This is a genomic window from Lutibacter sp. (genome assembly GCF_033723435.1).
Classification (GTDB): domain Bacteria; phylum Bacteroidota; class Bacteroidia; order Flavobacteriales; family Flavobacteriaceae; genus Lutibacter.
Genome location: NZ_JAWVXC010000006.1, coordinates 192658 through 215969, shown reverse-complemented (window position 1 = coordinate 215969; position 23312 = coordinate 192658). Strand labels below are relative to the sequence as shown.

Here is a 23312-nt window from a genome sequence, read left to right as displayed (position 1 = left end):
ATATTTATTAATTTTAATCATACTATAACCATATGTTATTGGTTTATACTCATAAAATTACTCCAAGGCTAAATTATATTTTTAAGCATTTTTTTGTTAGAATTTTACAAATTCCTATCACTTTTACCACTAAAGTAGATGAATTTGTAGCACATAATGGGCCAAAAATTACGTATTCAAAATCTCCTTTAGGTTCTGAATTTTTTATAAGAAGCCATACTTTATTATTTGAACAAGGTATAAATGATATAGATATAACTATGTCTAATTGGGATGATACTCCTTGTTTTTTCCCTACAGGAGAAAAATCGAGTATTCCGTTTGATATTTTTGCAGCGGGGTTTTATTTAATTACAAGGATTGAAGAATATTTACCACATGTTCAAGATGAGCATGATAGGTTTCCTGCAGAGGAAAGTTTAGCTGTTAAAAATGATTTTATTGAAAAGCCAGTAATAGATATTTGGGCGTATAAATTTCTAGAACTTTTAAAACAGAAATTTCCAAACTATGAATATAGGGACAAAAAATTTAAGTTAATTTCTACCATTGATGTAGATTCTGCATTTGCATATAAGCATAAAGGAATAGTTAGAACAATTGGTGGATTTTTTAATGATATTTTTCGATTCAGAATATTTAATTTATGGCATCGAATTTTAACTGTATTTAATTTTGAAAAAGATCCTTTTAACACTTTTAAAGAAATTTTAAAAATTAAAAAAGAACATAATGTAAATACGTTGTTTTTCTTTTTAATTGGAGATTATACTACGTACGATAAAAATATATCTTCCACTAATCTTAAATTTCAAGCACTTATAAAATCTGTTGCAGATTACGCAAAAATAGGAATGCATCCATCATATTTCTCCTATAAAAGTTTTGAAAAATTAAAAAAGGAAAAGACACGTTTAGAAAACATAATAAATACTCCAGTTACTTTTTCTCGTCAACATTATTTAAGGTTGAGTATTCCTGAAACGTATCAAAATTTAATAGATTTAGAAATTCAGGAAGATTATACAATGGGCTATGCTAAAGTTGTTGGTTTTAGAGCAAGTACGTGTACTCCTTTTTATTTTTATGATCTAGATTTTGAAATTCAAACACCGTTAAAAATTTATCCGTTAGCTTTTATGGATGGAACTTTAAAAGATCATATGAAATTAAGTAATGAAGAAAGTATCCAGAAAATAATGCAATTAAAAAATGAAGTTAAAGAAGTAAACGGCACATTTATTTCTCTTTTTCATAATGATACTTTAAGTGAAAATAATAATTGGAAAGGTTGGAGCACTATTTATAAACTTACCGTTATTTAAGGTTGTATGATTCGGTATTTAAAAAGAAACCAATTAGATACAAAATTATACGATGCTTGCATTCAAAAATCAGATAACGCTAGAATTTATGCTTATAGCTGGTATTTAGATTGCGTTGCAGATAATTGGGACGCATTAGTTTTAAATAATTATGAAGCGATCATGCCATTGCCTTGGAGAAGGAAATACCTTATAAAATATATATATCCACCAACTTGGACACAACAATTGGGTGTTTTTTCAAAAAATAGAATTACTCAGGAATTAATGCTAGATTTTATTAATGCTATTCCAAAAAAGTTTAAGAAAATTACCATACAATTTAATTCTGAAAACCAAAATAATTTTTTAAAACTAGAAGAACGGAATAATTTTATTTTAGCTTTAAATCATTCAAATGAAGCGTTAATAGATCGGTTTAATAATAATCGTAAAAGAGATTTAACTAAAGCTAAAGCTACTTCCTTAAAAATTGAAAAAGGAATAGATATAAACACTTTTTTAGATTTTTATTTAAGTGAAGATAAAAATTATACGTTAACTTTAAATCAGATTTCAACTTTAAATAACTTACTAAACAGTAATAATAAAAGTATTAATATTTGGGGAATTAGAAATAAAAAACAACTTGTAGCATGTTTAGTTTGGTTAAAAGAGGAAGACAGAATAACCTACTTATTACCAATTGCAACTTCTACGGCAAAAAACACGGGTTTACCAACGTTATTAGTTGCAGAATTAATACGTGAGTTTTCAAATAGTAATATGATTTTAGATTTTGAAGGATCTATGATTGAAGGTGTTGCAGATTTTTATAAAAGTTTTGGAGCAACCAAAGAAATTTATTATACTTTGTTGAAATACAATTTCTTATAAAAGTAGAAAAAGAATATAAGAGATAAAATACCAGTAAACCACATTATAATTGCAGAAGTAAAAGCTGCACCTAAAATTCCATATTTAGGAATAAAATAATAATTTAAAATTATATTTAGTGCTAAAGCTAAAGTTGTTGTTATAAAATTAATGTGAGTTTTACCTATTGAAGAAAGTAGATTTCCAAAAAGACCTCGAAAAGTTAAAATACCTGAAACGCCAATAGTTAATACCATTAATGAAGAGAAATAAGTAGTATAATTTTCATCGAAAAAGGATAAAATTACTTCACCAAATAAATAGATAATTAAAACACAAAAAGCACTTATAAGGCTAAATAATTTTATGTAATTTTTTATATAGTTTTTAATGTAGTTGCTATTATTTATTTTTTCTGTAAAGTCCACAAAATCAGTAGTTATAACTACGTTCGATAAAAACAGTAAACTATAAGGGACTATCGAAACGTATTTAAAGGCTGTTACCATTTCCATATCTTTTAAAATAAATCCTATTAAAATAATATCTATAGAAATAAGTAATTGTGTAGTTACATTAGATAAACTAGCAAAAAAGCCATATCTAAAAAAATAGACATCAATAAGCGATAACTTTAAATGTTTTTTCCACTGTATATGTAGTTTCGAAATAAAAATTAATGAGGTAATTAATGGTGTAATAATTAATGAAATGGCATAACCTAATTCATTGAAATTATAACTTAAAGTAAATACAAAAATTACTAGTAAAATATTGTAAGATAGTTCAGCTAAAGAAAATAACTTATTGTTTTTTTGAAGTCTAAATTGAATTTTTATAATTTCAAATATAAAACTTGAAGTAATTATTGTTGATAAAAGGATTAAATAGAAGCTGGTTTCATGTAATTTAAAGTCTAAAAAATAAGCAGTAATTGCTAGTATAATTGTTATTGCTAAACTAATAAGTATTCCTTTTTTTAAAATGAATAGAAAAAGAGCATTTTTTTCTTCAGTAGATTTTAATTGAGAACCATATCTAAGTAAACCTTGATTCAGTCCAAAACCTCCCATTGGAATTATAAAAACAATTATTTGAAAAGCATAAATTACAACTCCCAACTCTTTATTTGGAATTAGCTGTAAAGCAATCCAAGAAGCAAAAAATGAAAGTAGGCGAGAAGCAATGGTTGTAGTAAACACATAGCTGCCAGAACGACTTAAAAAGCTATTAATAAAATCTATAATATTTTTCACTTTATAAATTCATTAATCCATAATTCAGTGGAAACTAACTGCCATATTTTACGCTCATTGTTAGATTTTAAAATAAGGTCAATTTGATTATTATTAAAAATATTTCTATTTTTTAAGTTTATTATTGAGTCGTTTATTAAATCTCTAAACTCATTTTTAATCCAATATTCTAAAGGTAATCCTAATCCTTTTTTCTTCATAGAAAAGCAACTGGGAGCTATATATTTCTTTGCTAGTTTTTTTAGAATATATTTTTGAGTATTGTTTTTGAATTTGTATTTAGTTGGGATTTTAAAGGCTGTTTCTATAAAGTTATGATCTAGCATTGGAAATCTTCCTTCAATCGAAAATTTCATAGTACTATGATCTACAGCTCTAGTTTGATGATTACTTATATATGATTTTAAATTATAATAACTGATACCTTCAAAATCATCAGTAAAATTTAAGTGTTTAATATTGTAAAGATTAGAAATAGTGTTTTTTGTAGGAAATTTTTTATGATTAAATAACTTATCTATTTCATCATCATTATAATTTGTGAAATAATGAGAATAGAATTCTCCTAAATTTGTATATCTTGAAATGGTTTTAGCTTTTTTTATTTTTGGATAAATATTAGGTAATAAATTTATAATTTTTTTGGATCTCTTTAAGTTATTCCAAAATTGCAATTTATAAAAAACATCATAGCCTCCAAATAATTCATCACCACCAAGCCCATTGAGCACAACTTTTAAATTATTTTTTGCAGCCATATTGGCTAATACAAAATTAGCGGGTAAATGATGATATGGTTCTTCATAAGCAGTTGTAATATTTACAATGTTGTCGGTTATTTCATTTGAATTTGTATATGCTATTATATGATTTAAATTGTTTAAAGCAGCTGTAGCTTTTGCTTCTTTAGTTTCATCAAGTTTATTAAATTTTTTAAATCCTAAAGTTAATACTTTAATATTAGGGTTCATTTTTGAAGCAATTACAGAAAGTGTTGTTGAATCTATTCCACCACTCATAAAGGTGCCAACTTCTACATCAGCATTTAATCGATATTTTATTGACTTAAATAAACTTTCATTAATTAAATTAATTGATTGTTTTTCAGTTAAACTTAAATCTTGATTGTTTACTGGGATTTCCCAATATTGTTTTTTTTCTATTTTGTTGTTGTTTAAATCAATTTTTAAATAGTGTGCTGGTTCCAGAGCAGTAATATTTTTAAAACTAGTATTTGGTCTTTGAGCAATTGAGAATCTAAAATTTTGAGATAACCCATCCCAATTTATTTCAGGTTTATAAAGTTTTGAGTCTATAATTGCTTTAATGGTACTTGCAAAAATAAATTGTTCATTATTTTCATAAAAATAAAGAGGTTTTATACCAAGTCTATCTCTTGCAATAAATATTTCATTTTTTGTCTTATCAAAAATGGATAGAGCAAACATTCCGTTAAATTTATTTAAAGCTTTAGTATTCCATTCTTTATATGCATTTAAAGCAACTTCTGTATCTGAATTAGAAAAAAAAGTATAACCTAAACTAATTAATTCGCTTTTAATTTCTTTATAATTATAAATTTCACCATTAAGAATAATCCAATAATTCTGATTTAAATCAGACATTGGTTGATGACTTCTATAGGATAAGTCAATAATTTTTAATTGTCTAAAACCAAAACCTAGTTTAAAAGAAAATTGAGAGGCAGTATTAATATGCTTATGATTTTTAGAAATTGTATCATCTCCATAATAAGGGATTGTATTATTCCTAAATAACATATAACCTTCATCATCAGGCCCTCTATTTATCATACTCTCTGTCATTAATTTAAGTGATAATGATAGTTGAAGAGGGTATTTTTTATTTATTATTCCGGCAATACCACACATTATTAATTTAGATTTAAGGTTTGCATATATAATTTTGTAAATGAGTTGCTAATGGTATTTATGCCAAAATTTTTCTCAGCATAGCTATGCATTAGTTTCTTATCTATTCTAATTTCTTTATGATATATTTTTAAGATATTTTTTTCTAAACTATTTTCATCTTTTACAGGAATTAAATAACCGAAGTTTTCAGGAAAGTATTCGTTAATTCCACCTACATCTGTAGAAACTACAGGAATACCACACGAAAAAGCTTCAAGAATTACGCAAGGAAGATTTTCATAATTACTGAACAAAACAAAAATATTCGATTTTTTTAAATAATCAGCAACTTCATTATGTGGTATATTATTTATAATATGAGCATTTTTAATATGCAAAGATTTAATTAATTGCTTATATTTTTCTGAATCTTTTCCAATTAAATTAAATTTTAAATTAGGTATTTTTGTTTGTAATTTACTTATTACATTTATAATTCCAGATACATTTTTTATACTATTATCCATATCTGAAATATGAGCTATTGTAAATCTGTTGGAATTAAAATTTTGAGGTTTAAATAAATCTGTTTTAACTACATTTGGTACGCAAAAATAGGTTCCTTTTAAACCAAAGTTAATCATATGTTTTTGTAAATTGTTGGTTACAGGACACACAAATGATGCCTTTTTCACAATTAATTTAGTTGCCATTTTTCGAGAGAAACCGATAGATTTGTTTAATGGAAATTGATAATCACTCCAATGCTCAGAAATTATATAAGGCTTACGTAAAAACCATTTTAGGTATAACGCAACTAATCCAATAGGAAAAGCAATATTTGCATGAACCAAATCTATACTTTTGAGCTTTTTTATTGCAGATAAATAAGCTTTAAAAAAATGAAATAATTTTAATAGCTTATTATTATACTTTGGTAAATGAATAAGTTTTGTTATCACATTATTTATTTCATTACTAAAATACTCAGTAGATTTTACATTGGAATCTGTTACTACATGAATTACAGTAACGTTATGTTTTGTAGCAACAGCTTCTGCATGTCGTTGCACAAAATCACCATTAGTTGGGAAAACCCTTGAAGGATACCAACTGCTTAAAAAAAGTATATGTAATTTTTTATTCAAGTATTAAATTAATGTTAGAAAACAAATATAAACAGATAAAAACTATTTTATATCTAGATTAAATTTATAATTTTAAAGCATGAATATAAAACACATCTTTTTTGATTTAGATCACACACTTTGGGATTTTGAAACTAACTCTGATATTGCTTTTAAAACTATATTTGAAAAGCATAAATTACCTGTTAATTTAGATAAATTTTTAAATTATTACAGAGGTATAAATCAGGAGTACTGGAAGCTATATCGTGAAGAAAAAATAACTAAATCAGACTTAAGAATTGGTAGATTGAAAGACACTTTTTCAAAAATTAAAGTAACTGTTTCGGATGATTTAATTGATAACTTATCGGTAGATTATATAAAAGTTTTACCTAATAATAATGAGCTGTTTGATGGCGCTATTGAAATTCTAAATTATTTAAGTCCAAAATATAATTTACATATTATAACTAACGGATTTAATGAGGTACAATACAAAAAATTAGATAATTCAGGATTAAGCAGTTATTTTGATCAAATTATTACCTCTGAAGATGCTGGAGTTAAAAAACCAAATCCAATTATTTTTAATTTTGCTTTAAACAAAGCATCTGCGTCTTCCAAAGAATCTATAATGATTGGCGATAATTATGAAGCGGATGTTATGGGAGCAATTAATAATGGAATAGATGCCATCTACTTTAACTCAAAAAATGAACAAGTATCACATACAATAAAGAGTATTAATACGTTATTACAATTAAAGCAGTATTTATAAACTAAATTAAATCATATAAGTTTACCATTATGAACCCCAGATATTACTACATAACTATATTATCTATTTTAATAACTTTAACTAGTTGTACAAAAGAAGTTGATTTTAATCAAATTGATGATGTAAATGTTCATGCTGTTTACACATCAACTTTAATTTATGCAGATTTTACTGCGGATAAATTTTTAGATAACAATAATAATGAAATAACCTATTCAACAGATTTAATTGATGCTCCAATTGATAAAACAACTATCAAATATCTTGAAAAGGTTGAATTTACTTTAATTATCTCAAACTCCTTTAATAGACAATTTAACTTTAATTTCAATTTTTTTGATGATGCAGGCCAATTAATTTATACACTTCAACCAACGGTAGTAGTAGCACCAAATTCAGAAGCAACTACTTATATTTTAGAAATACCAACAGATGATATTAGTGTAATAGAAAACACACGTTTTTTTGGCTTTTTAGTAAAATTAGAACCTAGTTCAGATGGAAGTACATTAGATGGAACTGAAACTGCAAATTTAAACTTAAAATCATCCGTTAAATTATTTTATAATTACAGAAAAATATGAGGAAAATAATTTATCTGTTTTTATTTATAAGTTTGCAAAGTGTTGCTCAAAACAAGCAAGTGCTTTACGATTTTAATAACTTACCACAAACCTTACTATTAAATCCTGGAGCGGAAGTTTACAATCAATTTCATATTGGGTTTCCATTACTTTCACAAATATCTTTTCAAGGTGGATTTACGGGGTTTACAACCTATGATATTTTTGCAAATAATGGAGTTCCTATTAATGATAAAATTAGAGAAGCAATTAATAAATACGGAAAGGCTGAATTTTTGGAGACAAATCAACAATTAGAAATAATTAATGCCGGATTTCGATTAAATAATAATAATTATTTATCCTTTGGATTCTATGAAGAATTTAATGCATTAGCAAAAATTCCACGTGATTTAGTGGATTTGTTTTATGAGGGAAATTCAGTTATAGGCCGTCATTATTCTATTAAAAAAATGGCTGCAAGAGCAGAATTATTGAGCGTTTTACATGTTGGATTATCCAAAAAAATAAATAAAAAATGGCAGGTAGGAGGGAGATTTAAAATATACTCCAGTGTTTTTAATGCAAATTCTAAACAGAATTCAGGAGAATTATATTTAGAAAACGGCACAAACAATATTTACAAACAATATATAGATAATGTTAACTTTTTACTGCAGACTTCAGGAGTGTTTTTTGATAATACGGACGTAATAACGCAATCCTATATTCAAAAGAAACTATTATTTGGAGGTAATTTAGGAGTTGGTATAGATGTTGGTTTTACGTATCATCCAAAAAAGCATTGGACTATTACAGGAAGTATTTTAGATTTTGGATTTATAAACTATAAACAAAATGTAGAATCGTACAGCGTAAAAGGATCTTATGAAGTAGAAGGTATTCAATTAAATTTTGATCCTGCAAATCCTGAAACATATTGGCAAAATTTAAAAGATGATTTTGATAATCAGGTAGTTTTAGATACTATTTATACCAAATATTCTTCTTTACGACCTATAAAATTAAACGGAAGTATTGCATATTCTTTTGGTAGACCTTATTACGATGATTGCCATTTTTCAAAAGAATTAGATACTTATACAGATAAAATGGGTTTGCAATTATTTTCTACTGTTGGAGCTGTACATTCTTATTTAGCAGCGACTTTGTTTTATGAAAAAAGAATAAATAAATATTTACAAACTAAAATTACCTATACTGCCGATCCTTTTTCATCCACCAATATTGGTTTGGGTATTTCTACCCATTTTAAAGCTTTTAACATGTATTTAGCAGCAGATAATTTAATTAGCCTCTCCAATGTGTATAATGCCAAAAGCGCTAATATACAATTAGGGATAAACTTTATATTTAATAAGAAAAATTAGTACTTTTACTAAAACCATAATTCAAATGAAAAATATAATAATTATAATTACCATATTCTTTACAACATTTAGTTTTTCACAAAGCAAATTAAATAACTACAAATATATTCTAGTTCCAAATCAATTTGAATTTCAACGATCACCAGATATACATCAAATAAATTCTTTAACTAAATTTTTATTTAATAAAGCAGGTTTTACCGTTTTTTTAACCAATGAATCTTATCCAAATGATTTAGCAGAAAACAGGTGTAAAGCTTTAACTACTCGTATAATAAATAACCCTAATATATTTAGTACTAGAGTTACTATCGAATTGTTAGATTGTAATAATAATATTGTTTTTACAACTCGTCAAGGAAAATCAAAATTAAAAGATTATAGAAAAGCTTATAATGAAGCTATTAGAGCTGCATTTAGAGATATTGAAAATGTAAATTACCAGTATAAACCAATTCCTAAACCAGAAATAAGAGAGAAAACTAAGGAAAATAAAGTAGTTTCAAAAACTGTGATAAAGGATGTTACACTTCCAAAATCAGTTGTGAAAAAAGAAAAAAGAGTACCTAAAAAAATAGTAGTAGCAGAGGTTAGTAATAAAAATATAGTAGGTAAATACCAAATTGGAGATTATGGTATTTGTACTATTGTAAAAGATAATCATAATTTTAAAATACTTAGTGGCGATGAAAATTTTGAAATTGCAAAAGCGTATAAAACATCACAACCAAATATATTTATAGTTAAATGGGTGGCTTATAAACAGCCGCAACTAATGCAATTAACTAAGCAAGGGAATATAAAAATAGATACTGTAAAAGGGGTAAAAGAATACAACCGAAAAAATTAATAATTGTATTTATTTAACCATCGCTTTTTTAGAAACTCACGCATTGAATTTTCTCGGCTATTATTTCCAGGCTCAAATAATTTAGTAGAAATAATTTCATCTGGTAAAAATTCTTGTTCTGCAAAATTGTTTTCAAAACTATGAGCATATTTATAATCTTTACCATAATTTAATTCTTTCATCAATTTTGTAGGAGCATTTCTTAGATGTAGCGGAACAGATAAATCTCCAGTTTCCTTAACTAATTGTTGCGCATTTTTGATAGCTTCGTAACTAGCATTACTTTTTGGGGAACTTGCTAAATAAATGGCACATTGACTTAAAATAATTCGTGATTCAGGAAAACCAATTGTGGTAACTGCCTGAAACGTATTATTAGCCATTATTAAAGCGGTTGGATTTGCATTTCCAATATCTTCAGAAGCTAAAATTAGCATTCTTCTGGCAATAAATTTAACATCTTCGCCACCTTCAATCATTCTAGCTAACCAATAAACGGCTGCATTTGGATCACTACCTCTAATTGATTTTATAAATGCTGAAATAATATCATAGTGCTGCTCTCCAGCTTTATCATATAAAACGGTATTTTTTTGAATTTTAGATAGTACTAAATCATTGGTAATTATAATAGGTTCATCTTCTGAATTTACTACCAATTCAAAAATATTTAAGAGTTTTCTGGCATCACCACCCGAAATTTTGAGCAGAGCTTCAGATTCTTTTATGGTAATATCTTTTGATGCAATAAAATCATCTTCTTTTAAAGCACGTTGTAATAAAAGTTCTAAATCAGTTTTTGAAAAAGCATTTAATATATATACCTGACAACGTGATAATAATGCAGGAATTACTTCAAAACTAGGATTTTCAGTAGTTGCACCAATTAAAGTAACCCAACCTTTTTCAACGGCACCTAAAAGTGAATCTTGCTGAGATTTGCTAAATCTATGAATTTCATCAATAAATAAAATTGGATTTTTAGTGGTAAATAAACCATCATTTTGTTTAGCACTATTAATTACATCTCTAACATCTTTAACACCACTACTAATGGCACTTAACGTGTAAAAAGGCCTGTTAGATTCTTTAGCAATTATGTTAGCTAACGTGGTTTTGCCAATTCCAGGAGGCCCCCAGAATATTAAGGAAGGAATAATACCTCGTTTAATATGCTGTGTAAGTGAACCTTCAGCACCAACTAAATGTTGCTGGCTTATATAATCTTCTAAAACTTTAGGTCTAATTCGTTCTGCTAAAGGTGCTTTCATAGTGTAAAAATACGAATAAAAATAAATTTTAAAGCATTCCATTTGTAGTAAGAAGTACTTTGATTTTTTTATATCCAAAAAATAGAGATTAAATCATGTCAATTTGTATTTTTATACAATGAAAAATAGAAAAGCTAAAATAGATAGATTGACATTAGTTGTTCCAATTTCGGTTTTAGTTATTATTTGGGGAGTTTATTTTATAGAAATTAATTATGGATATAATTTTAATAAATATGGTATATACCCAAAAACCTTTAAAGGATTAAGAGGCATATTTTTTTCCCCATTTATTCATGGTTCTGTTTCTCATATATTTAATAACAGTATTCCGCTAGCAGTTATGCTTGGAAGTTTGTACTTTTTTTATAAAAAAATTGCTACAAAGGTATTATTGATAGGAGTTTTACTTACAGGGTTATTGACTTGGTCGTTTGCACGACCAGCATATCATATAGGGGCAAGTGGTGTAGTATATTTTTTAGTTAGCTTTGTTTTTTTTAGCGGAATATTTAGAAAATATTATAGATTAATTGCACTTTCATTAGCCGTAGTTTTTTTATACGGAAGTATGATTTGGTATGTTTTTCCTGTAGAAGAAAAAATTTCTTGGGAAGGACATCTGTCTGGGTTTTTAGTCGGATTTTTATTTGCTTATATTTTTAGAAAACAAGGACCGCAACCAGAACAGTTTGTTTTTTCAGAAAACGAAGCTTTTGAAAAACATTTTGATAAAGACGGTAATTTTATTCCTAATATAGAAATTATTGATGAGGAACAAAAAACACCTTAGAAATAATAAAAAGCTCCTTAGTAAATAAAATTTTCTCCTTAGTAAATTAAAAAAGTAACGGTGTTTTTTAACTTTTTAAACGCTGTCTTGTAACTTCATATAAAAATGCACCACAAGCTACGGAAACATTTAAAGATTCTATTTCACCTAATAAAGGTAGTTTTGCTTTATAATTTACCAATTTTAAAATAGATGGGTGGATTCCTCTATCTTCTGAACCCATTATTATAGCAGTAGGAACTTTTAAATCTATGTCATAAATTAAATCGTCTGTTTTTTCAGTAGCAGCTACTAATTGAATTTCGGCAGACTGGAATTGAAAAATGGCGTCTTTAATATGATCTACTTTGCAAATAGGGACTTTAAAAGCAGCACCTGCAGAGGTTTTGATTGTATCTGCACTAATTGGGGCGTTACCATGGTTTGGAATTATAATTCCATCAACTCCTGTACATTCTGCTGTTCTAATTATAGCACCAAAATTTCTTACATCTGAAATTCTATCTAATAGCAAAAATAGAGGAGTAGTGGTTTTGTTTAATGTAGACGTAATTAAATCGTCTAATTCCACAAATTCAATTGGAGAAATTTGAGCAACTACACCTTGGTGGTTGCTGTATTTTGAAAGCCTGTCTAGTTTTTCTACAGGAACATAGCTTGTGGCAATTGCTTCTCTTTTTATAATTGTATTTAATTCTGAGAATAAATGACCACTTAAACCTTTTTGTAAATAAACTTTGCTAATGGTTTTTCCTGCATTTATAGCTTCTATAATTGCTCTAATACCAAATATTTTTGAAATTTCGTTTTCCATGATGTTGCAAATGTACTATAATAAAAAAAACCATCTCAAAAGAGATGGTTTTTTTATTATGAATATTAAAAATATTTATTTTTTTGTTAATTGAATATGGAAAGAATATCCTCCATATAGAGTTAAGTCAAAAATCCCGTTTAAATTCATATAATTATCACAAGTTCTAAAGCTTGAAATAGGAGATGAATATCCGTATGCTGCCCAGTTATAGATGTATGTACCTCCATAAGAATCTGAAACATATTCACCATCTGTCCAAGTTAAAATTGGATTATCAGGGTCATCATTGTTTAAAGTTGCTGTTGCAACAAAACCTGAATCCCATAAATTTGATAATATAATTGTATTTGGGTCTGGACCAAGAACAGCATCAATTTCATAACAACCATCACAATAACCTTCTTCATTTGCAGAATAAGTTCCTACAAAAGTTGAAATATCTAATGGGCAATCATCATCTATAATAGTTACGTTTGTATACTTACCTAAAGTATTGGTAGGTCCTGGATATCCAACATTAAACGTATTACTTGGAGTTCCTAAATTTACAGTTATTAATTTATCTCCATCAGAAATAGCATTATTAATAGGTTTAATTTTTAAAGTATCAGAGTACACACCTGGTGCAAATGAAAAACTAGTTTTTCCATCCAATACTTCATAGTCAACACCTTCTACAAAAGTAGAACTTATTGAAAAGTCAATACTTACTTCACTTGTATGAGAGGTAGTTCCTAATAATGCAACCACATTATAGGCACCAGTATTATTTTCAGTTATAACTCCTTCGCTTTTAGCTAAAGCTATAAATGAGTCTGTATCATAATTTAATGGATTATATACAGTTTCATTTTTATCACAAGCAACAAGATAAACGCTAATTATTGCGATAAATAAGAAATATTTCATTATTTTTTTCATAAGTTGTAATTTAAATTAATTAATAACCAGGGTTTTGTTCAACGTTAGGATTTACATTTATCTCATCTTGAGGTATTGGTAATTGAAATTTATAATCATCTGCTGGTAAAGTTTGATAAAGAGAAGGAGTTCCACTTCCATCAGAAAATTCTCCATAATTTGAACGTTGTACTGGTTGTCCCCAACGTTTTAGATCAAAAAATCTATGTCCTTCAAATGCTAATTCAAGTCTTCGTTCTTTTTTAATAGCATTTTTTAAAGCTGTACCGGTTTCCCCTGGAGAGGTGAAATTTGAATATCTATTAGAACGTACTACATCTAAAGCAGCTAATGCAGCTGCATCTTGAGTATCTAATTCTGCTAAAGCTTCCGCTTTATTTAAATAAACTTCTGCCATTCTTAATACTTTCATATCAACAACATTAGCATCACCTGTAAGTCTTCCAAGGTATTTGTTAATGTTATTATAACTATTTCCTTCAAAAACAGAAGTAAAAATATATGCTGATTTTCTAACATCTTCGTTAACATACATTTGATAGAAATCATAATCAATTACATATTCAGATTTAGTACCTGCAGGACTTGTTTGGCTATAAGGTACTCCAACACTAATACCATCTTGTGAAGTGTTTCTTACTAAGAATAATACTCCTTCTCGGCTTGCATCTTTCCATACTAATGGAAAATCAGTTCTACTTGCAATTGGCGTATTTGAATTCGCTATAGCATTATCTGCAGCATCACTAGCATTTTGCCATTCTCCCATATATAAATATACTCTTGATAAAAGTGCATAAACTGCTGCTTTATTCATACGTCCTTCTCCATTATCTGCACCAATTTTAGAAGCAGCTGTAGTTAAATCAGAAATTAAATTAGCATAATTACTACCTACAGTTTCTCTTGCAGGTAAAATCTGTGGATCAGGTTCAGTTACATATGGTAAACCTAATGTTGCATTAGCACCAGATCTTACAGGAATTTGTGCATAAACTCTAAGAGCATCAAAATGAGCTAAAGCTCTTAAGGCTAAGGCTTCTCCTTCTATATCACTGGCATTACTTCCAGCTTTATCGATATTTTTAAGTACTAAATTTGCAGAGTAAATTACTCGGTAGCAATCAGTGTACATACTCCAAGGCACATTTGGATTATATCTCCATTCGTAATTAGTTTTATTTGAAAGTCTTCCTTGAGGATTAATAATTAAATTATCAGATAAAATATCTGGCTTAGCCAAAAATTCACCACCATAGTAATTGCCTCCTCTAAGTCTTCCATAAGCTCCTAGTAATGTGTTTTCAACATCATTAGCAGTTTTTATACCAGATGCTGCATCAACCGCATCAAATGGTACTGTATCTAAATCTTTTTCGCATGATGCTAATGTGATTATTAGCATACTTGCAAATAGTATATAAAATATTTTTTTCATAATTTCTTTAATTTAAAATTTAATATCAATTCCAAATGAATATGATTGAGTAATAGGATAACTATATAAAGAAAATTCACCAGGAATTAAGACAGTTGTTTGAGTCTCTCCTGACCCAATACCTACTTCTGGGTCTCCTTTATAGTAAGGTGTATAAGTCCATAAGTTTTGACCTTGGAAATAAATTCTAAATGAATCTATTGGTGTTTTACTTAGGTAACTTTGTGGTATAGTATAACCTACAGTTAAACTTTTCAATCTTATATAAGAACCGTCTTGTAAGAAACGATCTGTAACTTGATTTGAGTTGTTATTTGGTTTTGGAAGTACATTAGTATCTCCTGGATTTTTCCAATAATTAAATGCATCAACACGTTGGTTGTCATTGGCATTATCACCATCACTTAACATATTCCATTCCATATAGTTCATAATATAATTTCCATATCTATATGAGAAGTTAGCAGATAATTCAAACCCTTTATATTTTGCAGAAGTATAAAAACCTCCGTCTAATTTTGCAAAAGGAGTTTTTCCTTTTAAAAGTACTTCTTCTCCACTAGGGTCCAATACAATGTTACCCTCTGTATCATAATATAAAGCATCACCATTTGCAGGGTTAACACCAGCATAGCGAGGAACGTAATAAGTGAAAGCATTTTCACCTTCTCTTAGTATTAAATTACCCATAATGATATCATTTCCACCAGCTAATTTATCTACTTTTGTTGAATAGAAGTTGATATTACCTCCCATTGTCCAAACAAAATTATCAGTTTTAATGATTTCACCACCAATTTCAACTTCTAAACCAGAACTTTTTAAAGAACCAACATTATCAGTAATTGAAGCAAATCCTCCAAACCCAGATAGCGGTCTATCTTGTAGTAAATCTTCACTTTTTTTAGTATAATAATCTACAACACCCCATAAACGACCATCAAATAATTTATATTCTAAACCTATATCCATTTGTTTTGAAGTTTCCCATTTTAGATTACGGTTACCTACTTGTGATGGGAATAATGTGTTTAAGTTGTTATAGCTTCCTAAACCTAATGTAGTTAAATGACTATAGCGTCCAATACCTGAAGTATTACCTGTTACACCATAAGATCCTCTTAGTTTAAGATCAGTTACAAACTCTGCTGAACTCATAAAGTTTTCTTTAGCTATATTCCATGCTAAACTCGCACTCCAGAAATTACCAAATTTACTGTTTGCACCAAACCTAGAGTTTCCTTCTCTTCTGAATGTAGCAGTTGCAATATATTTTTCACTAAAATCGTAATTTGCTTTTACTGCATAAGCTAATGAAGCTGCATTTGATTTTGCTGTTGTAGCTGCAGTTGCTTCAGCAGCAACAGATTGAACAGATATATCTGGATTAGAAAAACCTTTTGATGATAAACTGTAGCTATCAAATTCTGTATAAAAATAATCAATCAAAGCTAAAACATTAACGTTATGTTTTTCATTAAAAGTTTTAGTCCAGTTTGCTTGATTTACAAATGAGTAACCATAATTATGACTACCATTATCTGTTTTAATACCTGGTTTATCTGGGTCACCAACATAACCATCTAATATAGATCCAGGTTCAATAAAGTATTCACGTGTATAAACATTGTATTTTGGGGAGAAACGAGTATTTAATGAGATTTCATCTGTAAGCTTAATTGTTGCTCCAATACTAGCCCAAAAAGTAGTGTTTTTTAAACTTTCAGGATTAGTTCTAATTGCTTCTGCAATTGGAAATCCAGTATGAGTTAAGTTATAAGTTGGCTCTCCATTAGCATCTAAAATAATATTTCCATTAGCATCTACATTATATAATGTTTCATATGGATTGTAATCATACATTGCTCTAAATGGGTTTTGCGCATTATTTCTATCTCTAGGATCACTTGTAACATTATGTGTTGCACTAAAGCTTAAATTTAATGTTAGCCATTCTTTTACTTGAGTGTCTAAGTTTAAACGGGCTGTAATTCTGTTAAATGCATTTACAGCATCAATAATACCACCATCAGTGTCATTTGAAATAGAAGCAAAATAGTTTGAAGTTTCTGTCCCACCAGTAAATGAGATTGATTTAGAAGTTAATAACCCTTTTTTTAATAAATCATCTTGCCAGTTATGGTTTTGAGATATTAATTGTGCGATTTCTGCATCTGTAGCGCTAGCTCCTGTTCCTATTCCTAATTCTTTTTCATATTGAAGTTTTTGTTCAGCATTCATCATTGTAAAATTATCTGCTACTTTTTGAGAATAACCTACTCTAGATTGGAATCTAATAGAACCTTCTTTATTACTACCTCTATGAGTAGTAATTACAACAACACCATTGGCACCTTCAGCACCATAAATAGCAGTTGTAGAAGCATCTTTTAAAACAGACATTTCTTTAACATCAGAAGGGTTAATTGCTGCCATATCATCAGCTGAAGCTCTAACCCCATCAATAATGTATAATGGAGGTTCTCCACCATTCAATGACCCTACACCTCTAACTCTAATAAATGCTCCATTACCAGGTTTACCGTTTTGAGCTACAACTTGTACCCCAGCAGCTTTACCTTGTAACATGTTATCTAAACTAGTTGAAGGTGCAAGTTCTTCAAGCTCTTTAGCGGTAACTGTTGAAACCGCAGAAGATAATGCAGATTTTCTTGTTTGTTGACCAAAACCAATAATAACCACTTCGTCTAAAACATTAGAAGACTTTAAAACTACATTAATAACGTTTTGGTTATCAACTGTTTTTTCTATGTTGTTCATACCAACATAACTAAATACTATTACATCCCCAACCGATGCTTTTAGTGTATAGTTTCCGTCAAAATCTGTTTGAGTACCATTATTAGTACCTTTAACAATGACATTTGCTCCAGGTAATGGACCGCCTTCATCTGAAACCGTACCTGTAATTGTTTTTTGTTGCGCAAAACTAACTTGCACTAATAACACTAATAAAAGTGTTAAAAAACTTTTAAACCATGTTTTCATATTAAAATTTGTTTGAATTAATTTTTGTACTAAAATCTTAAATTAATCTTAAAAAACCTAATTTTTGGTTAAATTAATGTTAATTTAAATTAGCACTTTTATTAAAGATGATTTTATTTTTGATAAGTTGCGTTAAAAAAGAAAAAGAATTGTTATTAAATAAAAAAAAGAGTGGTAATTACCACTCTTTTTTTTATTTAAATATATACTTATATATTAGTTATCCCAGAATAAAGGAGTATCTAAACTATCACCTCCTATATTAGCAGATGCAGCAGTATAATTTGTTCCATTTAAGGTTTGTTCAACTACTGGGTATGTCAATCTTAAAGGAACTGGTAAACCAGATCCAACAGCAACATTTAATGTTGGGTAATTTAAAAATCTCCATTGAGTCCAAGCAGCAAAACCTCTACCATATAGTGCTAACCAAACTTGGTTACCGATTGTTTCTTGCCAAGATGGTGCAGCAGTTGAGTATGCAACGGTTGGTTGAAGTAGATAATCTGCAGCTTCAGCAGCTGTTCCACCCCATTCTTCAATAGAAGCAGTAACCCCATTGTTATAGTATGTTTCCGCTGTGCCACTTGTTAAAAGTCCCATTTCAACAGCTTCTGCTTTTAAAAATTCAGTTTCAGCAAAACTGAAGATTGTACCAGCAAAAGTAGGATCTTCAAGAGTAGGACCTATATGAGTATAGGAATTATAAGAATTATTATCTCCATAAGGACCTCCAGTATATGGAACGATATTATCATCCATAAAAACAGCTTGACGAGGATCTTGAACTGTAACTTCAATTGCAGCCATTTTATCAACAAGTGTATTTGCTACAACAAAATCTGAACGACCACTTTGTACTAAATCTACCCAAAGTGGGTTAGTATTTGGTGTAGAAGGTAAATATTCTAATGTTGCATTGTCTGCATTAGATGTAAATGTATCTGCAGCAGCAGCACTAACTGTTGCAGCATCTCCCATCATAACACCAAATTGTAATTTTAATGCATTTCCAAATTTTATCCAGTTAGCTACACTTCCATTATAATACAAGTCAGCATTTCCCATTCCGTCGAAACTAGGATCTAAATTTGCGATAGCAGTATTCAAGCGAGACAATAAATCTGCATAAATAGTAGCTGCATCATCATAAACAGGGTTTACATTGTTTATATCAAGAGCTTCAGTATAAGGCACATCTCCGAAGGTATCCACCAAAACTTTATAGGTATAAACATTCATTATTTCAATCATTGCTTGTTTATTAACTGTAATTTGTGGATCAGCTAATGGATCAACATCGGCAGCAATATTTGTAGAAGCCTCTTTAAGATCTTTTAGTACATCTCTATAAAGTCTATTCCATTGGTTACGAGGTATAGCTCTACCTTGGTCGTAGTTAGCTTCGTCTGTATATGTAGTTTCTGTCCAGTACTGTGCAAACATTTTAAAATTATTTACGTTTACATTAGTACTTTGCATAAAGTCTACAAAGTTCTTTTGTGCGTTAGAGAACAAGGTTTCCCCTGGTGCAACTACAGCATTTTTAGTGTCAACATTCATGTTAGTCAAATCTGAACTACATGAGAAAGTGACAACTAGCGTTAATATAAAAATTAGTTTTTTCATTTTTTTCATTAATTAAAATTGTAATTTAACGTTAAATCCTACATCTTTAGTAGTTGGCATTACACCACTTTGGTATCCTTGTAAATTACCTGAACTTAATCCAGATTCTGGGTCAGCATAAGGTAAGTTTTTGTGTATAATCCATAAGTTGGATCCAGTTAATGAGAATTGAACTGATTTAAAGAATGATTTTTCAAGCATTTTACTTGGTAAGTCATAAGTTATAGCTACTTCTCTTAATTTTATGTAAGAAGCATCATAAACATGTAATGCATTTGGAGCTCTACCCCAACCTAATGCATTACCATAATAGTCATATCTACCAGGAATAGTATTAACAGAACCATCTGCTTGAACACCATCTAAGATTAAACCACCACCATTTGCGATAGTATTACGAATAGGATTTCCTAAAGAATTTAAACCAACAGAGCTAGCATATATACCAGTCCCTTCTCCATACCAATGGTCAAGAGAGAATAAACTTCCACCTTTTTGAATATCTATTAAGAAACTTAAAGATAAGTTTTTGTATTTAAAACTGTTGCTAATACCAGCATTGTAATCTGGATTAACATTACCAATGTTTTCAGCAGAACCAGCAGAAACTTCATAATATCCTGATGAGTTGATAACACGTTTACCGTTTAAATAAACAAAATCTGTACCTCTAAGAATACCGTAAGGTTGACCAACAGCAGCATTTAAAGTAACATTTCCTTGGAAACTACCTAATTGTAGATTGTCTACACCATCAAATAAAGATAATACTTTGTTACGGTTTCTTGAGAAATTAATACCCATATTCCAAGAGAAATTATCTGTTTGTACTGGAGTAGCATTTAAGCTTAGCTCAATACCTTTGTTTTCTACTTCACCAGCATTTACATATTTGTTCGTATAACCAGTAGCACCAGTTATGGCAACAGGCATAATTTGATCTTTTGTGTTTGTTTTATAGTATGAAAAGTCAAATCCAACTCTGTTTTTTAAGAATTTCATTTGTAAACCTGCTTCCCAACTTGTTGTTTGTTCAGGTCTTAAGTTAGGATTCTTTTTAGTACTTGAAACTGAATAAAGAGTTTGAGTTCCATAAATATCAGGTTTAGTGTATGTATCTACTAAACTATTAAATGGTGCATCATTACCAACTTCAGCATAGTTTAATCTTACTTTACCAAAAGATAACCAATCTGCTTCAATTAATTTAGAAAATACTAAACTTGAAGAAACTGAAGAATAAAAGTAGCTGTTATTATCAGATGGTAACGTTGAAGAAGTATCATTTCTTCCTGTTAAATCTAAAAATAAGAAATCTTTGTATCCAAGTGATAAGTTAGCGTAAATACCATCTACACCTATTCTACCTGCATATTCTTGAGGAGCAGAAATACCACTTTTAGAGTTTGATAGAGAGTATAATCTAGGAACTACTAATCCTCCATTAGTAGAAGCATAAATAGAATTTATCACATTACGTCTAATATTAGCTCCTATAACACCTTTTAAATTTAAGTTGTCACTTAGGTCTTTATCAATATTTAACATAAAATCATAATTGAATTCAGAGAAATCTCTATTGAAGCGTGTATATTGAGATGGGTTTAAACTTCCAATTGCAATTCTAGTTTCTTGCATTTCGTTGTAGGTATCAACAGACACTCTACCATAAGCACTTAACCAATCGGTTAATTTATAATTTAATGAAACATTACCAATAAAACGATTTCTTCCATCGTTTTCATAATTTTCATAACGTACCCAATATGGGTTATCCCAGTATATTGGAGTTAAATCAGTTGGTGAATGATAATTCCAAGTAACATTTCTTCTAGTGCTAAAGTAAGCATCTTTAAGTTGTTGTATATCCACATTTACTTGGAACCACTGTCTAAAACTTGTTAATATATTATCACTATAACCAGTTAAGTTTCTACCAACAGCTTTAGTTTTAATATAGTTTGCAGAACCTGCAACAGTTAATTTGTCATTTAAATCAAATGATCCAGTAAAGGTAAAGTTGTCTTTTCCTAAAGAAGCATTTGGCATTATACCATTTTGATCAAAATTAGTATAAGAAAAACGGTAACTTCCATTTTCAGTATTTCCATTAATACTTAAAGTGTTTACAGCTGTAACAGCAGTATTAAAGAAAGTGCTTGGACCATTTTTTGCTGCTACCCAAGGAGTAGCTTGTTGGTATAATGGAGAAGCTGGATCAAGAGAATTCCATTGATACACTAATAAGTTTGGATCAAATGCTTGACCATATGAAGCATCCTCTGTTAAAGGAGTTACAAGGTCTAAAATACCATCTCCATTTACATCATAATCTTCAAAAGCCCCAGTTGAACCATAATAATAGTTACTATAACCAGCACCATATTGATCTTGATATTTAGGGAAAGTAGACTTGTCAATAGTACCTGTAGTTAAACTACTGTTTACAGTTATACTAAATTTTTGTCCATTTTTTGCTCCTTTTTTTGTAGTAATCATTACTACACCATTTGCAGCTCTTGAACCGTATAGAGCAGATGCAGCAGCACCTTTTAATACGTTAACTGATTCAATGTCATCAGGATTAATATCTGATGCAGCATTACCAAAGTCATATCCACCTCTAGCAGTTTTTTGTCCACTAGCATTAGTGTTAGAGTTGTCAACAGGTACCCCATCAATTACAAAAAGAGCTTGGTTGTTACCAGTTAATGAAGTGATACCACGAATAACTACGTTTGTAGATCCACCCATGTTTGTAGATCTTTTAATTTGAATACCAGCAACTTTACCAGATAAACCGTCTACAAAGTTATTTTGTTTAGAGGTATTGATATCATCTCCTGATACTTTTTGTGTAGAATAACCTAATGATTTCTCATCACGTTTAATACCTAATGCAGTTACTACAACTTCATCAAGCATTTGAGCATTCTCAACCATTTTTACATTGATAGAGTTTGATGCACCAACTACTTTGTCAACTGTAGTCATTCCTACAAAACTAAATTGTAAAGTAGAACCAACCGTTGCTTTGATTGAATAATTACCATCAAAATCTGTTTGAGTACCTGTACTGGTACCTTTAACTAAAACAGTAACACCTGGTAGTGGTCCGTTTGCATCGGAAACAACTCCAGTAACTGTCTTTTCTTGTGCAAAAACAACTTGCACTAATAACGCTAAGATTAACGTTAAAAAACCATTAAACTTTGTTTTCATTATATAATTATTTGAATTAATTAGGCCAAAAATCTTAATAATTTGTTAATATTCCAAACTTTTTAGTATTAAACTCACAAGGAGAGGTAAAAATTATCACATCATTAGTAATAAGGTTAAATTATTATTAATATTAAACAAGAAATGTTTATTTAGACTGATTAAGTGTTTTTTTGTTAGAAAATGAATT

17 protein-coding genes are annotated in these 23312 nt (G+C 29.0%); 7 read left to right on the top strand and 10 right to left on the bottom strand.

The genetic code is table 11. The annotated features are described in order from the left end of the window. Positions 1–32 precede the first annotated feature (32 nt). Positions 33–1325: a polysaccharide deacetylase family protein gene (locus tag R3342_RS10680; RefSeq protein ID WP_318940064.1), complete on the top strand. Its 1293-nt coding sequence runs from the start codon at positions 33–35 to the stop codon at positions 1323–1325. A 6-nt stretch (positions 1326–1331) separates the two neighbouring features. After that, positions 1332–2201, top strand: a complete 870-nt coding sequence (locus tag R3342_RS10675; protein WP_318940062.1) for a hypothetical protein — start codon at positions 1332–1334, stop codon at positions 2199–2201. Here R3342_RS10675 and R3342_RS10670 read toward each other — a convergent pair. From R3342_RS10670 to R3342_RS10660, 3 genes are read right to left on the bottom strand one after another with little or no spacing between them, the layout of a single operon-like run. Further along, complete coding sequence (locus tag R3342_RS10670; protein ID WP_318940059.1) at positions 2171–3436, bottom strand: polysaccharide biosynthesis C-terminal domain-containing protein; 1266 nt, start codon at positions 3434–3436, stop codon at positions 2171–2173. The two genes, R3342_RS10675 and R3342_RS10670, sit on opposite strands and share 31 nt — an antisense overlap. Beyond that, on the bottom strand, positions 3433–5328 hold the full coding sequence (asnB, locus tag R3342_RS10665; protein ID WP_318940057.1) for an asparagine synthase (glutamine-hydrolyzing): 1896 nt from the start codon (positions 5326–5328) through the stop codon (positions 3433–3435). The genes R3342_RS10670 and asnB overlap by 4 nt, the downstream gene beginning before the upstream one ends. A 2-nt stretch (positions 5329–5330) precedes the next feature. Beyond that, the gene (locus R3342_RS10660; RefSeq protein ID WP_318940055.1) at positions 5331–6458 is read right to left on the bottom strand and encodes a glycosyltransferase; all 1128 of its coding nucleotides are present in this window, start codon (positions 6456–6458) and stop codon (positions 5331–5333) included. 79 nt (positions 6459–6537) lie between these two features. Between R3342_RS10660 and R3342_RS10655 the strand changes: the two genes are divergently transcribed. From R3342_RS10655 to R3342_RS10640, 4 genes are read left to right on the top strand one after another with little or no spacing between them, the layout of a single operon-like run. Then, positions 6538–7218 (top strand): YjjG family noncanonical pyrimidine nucleotidase, encoded by a 681-nt coding sequence (locus R3342_RS10655; protein ID WP_318940054.1) that lies wholly within the window; start codon positions 6538–6540, stop codon positions 7216–7218. A 29-nt stretch (positions 7219–7247) separates the two neighbouring features. Continuing rightward, positions 7248–7802, top strand: coding sequence for a hypothetical protein (locus tag R3342_RS10650; protein WP_318940052.1), 555 nt, complete (start codon positions 7248–7250; stop codon positions 7800–7802). Then, positions 7799–9172 carry a DUF5723 family protein gene (locus tag R3342_RS10645; protein WP_318940050.1) on the top strand — a complete coding sequence of 458 codons (1374 nt, stop codon included), beginning with the start codon at positions 7799–7801 and terminating at the stop codon, positions 9170–9172. Before R3342_RS10650 ends, R3342_RS10645 begins: the two co-directional genes overlap by 4 nt. A 25-nt stretch (positions 9173–9197) precedes the next feature. Then, positions 9198–10022 (top strand): hypothetical protein, encoded by an 825-nt coding sequence (locus tag R3342_RS10640; protein ID WP_318940049.1) that lies wholly within the window; start codon positions 9198–9200, stop codon positions 10020–10022. On the opposite strand, the gene R3342_RS10635 is transcribed toward R3342_RS10640, so the two are convergent. Beyond that, positions 10019–11293 carry a replication-associated recombination protein A gene (locus tag R3342_RS10635; RefSeq protein WP_318940047.1) on the bottom strand — a complete coding sequence of 425 codons (1275 nt, stop codon included), beginning with the start codon at positions 11291–11293 and terminating at the stop codon, positions 10019–10021. The two genes, R3342_RS10640 and R3342_RS10635, sit on opposite strands and share 4 nt — an antisense overlap. A gap of 118 nt (positions 11294–11411) precedes the next feature. On the opposite strand from R3342_RS10635, the gene R3342_RS10630 reads away from it, so the two are divergent. Next, the gene (locus tag R3342_RS10630) at positions 11412–12086 is read left to right on the top strand and encodes a rhomboid family intramembrane serine protease (RefSeq protein ID WP_318940046.1); all 675 of its coding nucleotides are present in this window, start codon (positions 11412–11414) and stop codon (positions 12084–12086) included. Positions 12087–12153: 67 nt separating this feature from the next. Here R3342_RS10630 and rlmB read toward each other — a convergent pair whose 3' ends face one another. From rlmB to R3342_RS10600, 6 genes are all read right to left on the bottom strand, one after another. Beyond that, the gene (gene rlmB, locus R3342_RS10625; RefSeq protein ID WP_318940044.1) at positions 12154–12900 is read right to left on the bottom strand and encodes a 23S rRNA (guanosine(2251)-2'-O)-methyltransferase RlmB; all 747 of its coding nucleotides are present in this window, start codon (positions 12898–12900) and stop codon (positions 12154–12156) included. Between the two features lie 75 nt (positions 12901–12975). Further along, complete coding sequence (locus R3342_RS10620; protein ID WP_318940042.1) at positions 12976–13824, bottom strand: hypothetical protein; 849 nt, start codon at positions 13822–13824, stop codon at positions 12976–12978. A 19-nt stretch (positions 13825–13843) separates the two neighbouring features. Beyond that, the gene (locus R3342_RS10615; protein ID WP_318940040.1) at positions 13844–15262 is read right to left on the bottom strand and encodes a RagB/SusD family nutrient uptake outer membrane protein; all 1419 of its coding nucleotides are present in this window, start codon (positions 15260–15262) and stop codon (positions 13844–13846) included. Positions 15263–15274: 12 nt separating this feature from the next. Then, entirely contained in the window at positions 15275–18271 is a 2997-nt protein-coding gene (locus R3342_RS10610; protein ID WP_318940037.1) for a TonB-dependent receptor, read from the bottom strand. Positions 18272–18487: 216 nt separating this feature from the next. Next, positions 18488–19900: a SusD/RagB family nutrient-binding outer membrane lipoprotein gene (locus R3342_RS10605; protein ID WP_318940036.1), complete on the bottom strand. Its 1413-nt coding sequence runs from the start codon at positions 19898–19900 to the stop codon at positions 18488–18490. Positions 19901–19912: 12 nt separating this feature from the next. After that, complete coding sequence (locus R3342_RS10600) at positions 19913–23122, bottom strand: SusC/RagA family TonB-linked outer membrane protein (RefSeq protein ID WP_318940034.1); 3210 nt, start codon at positions 23120–23122, stop codon at positions 19913–19915. Between the last annotated feature and the right edge of the window lie 190 nt (positions 23123–23312).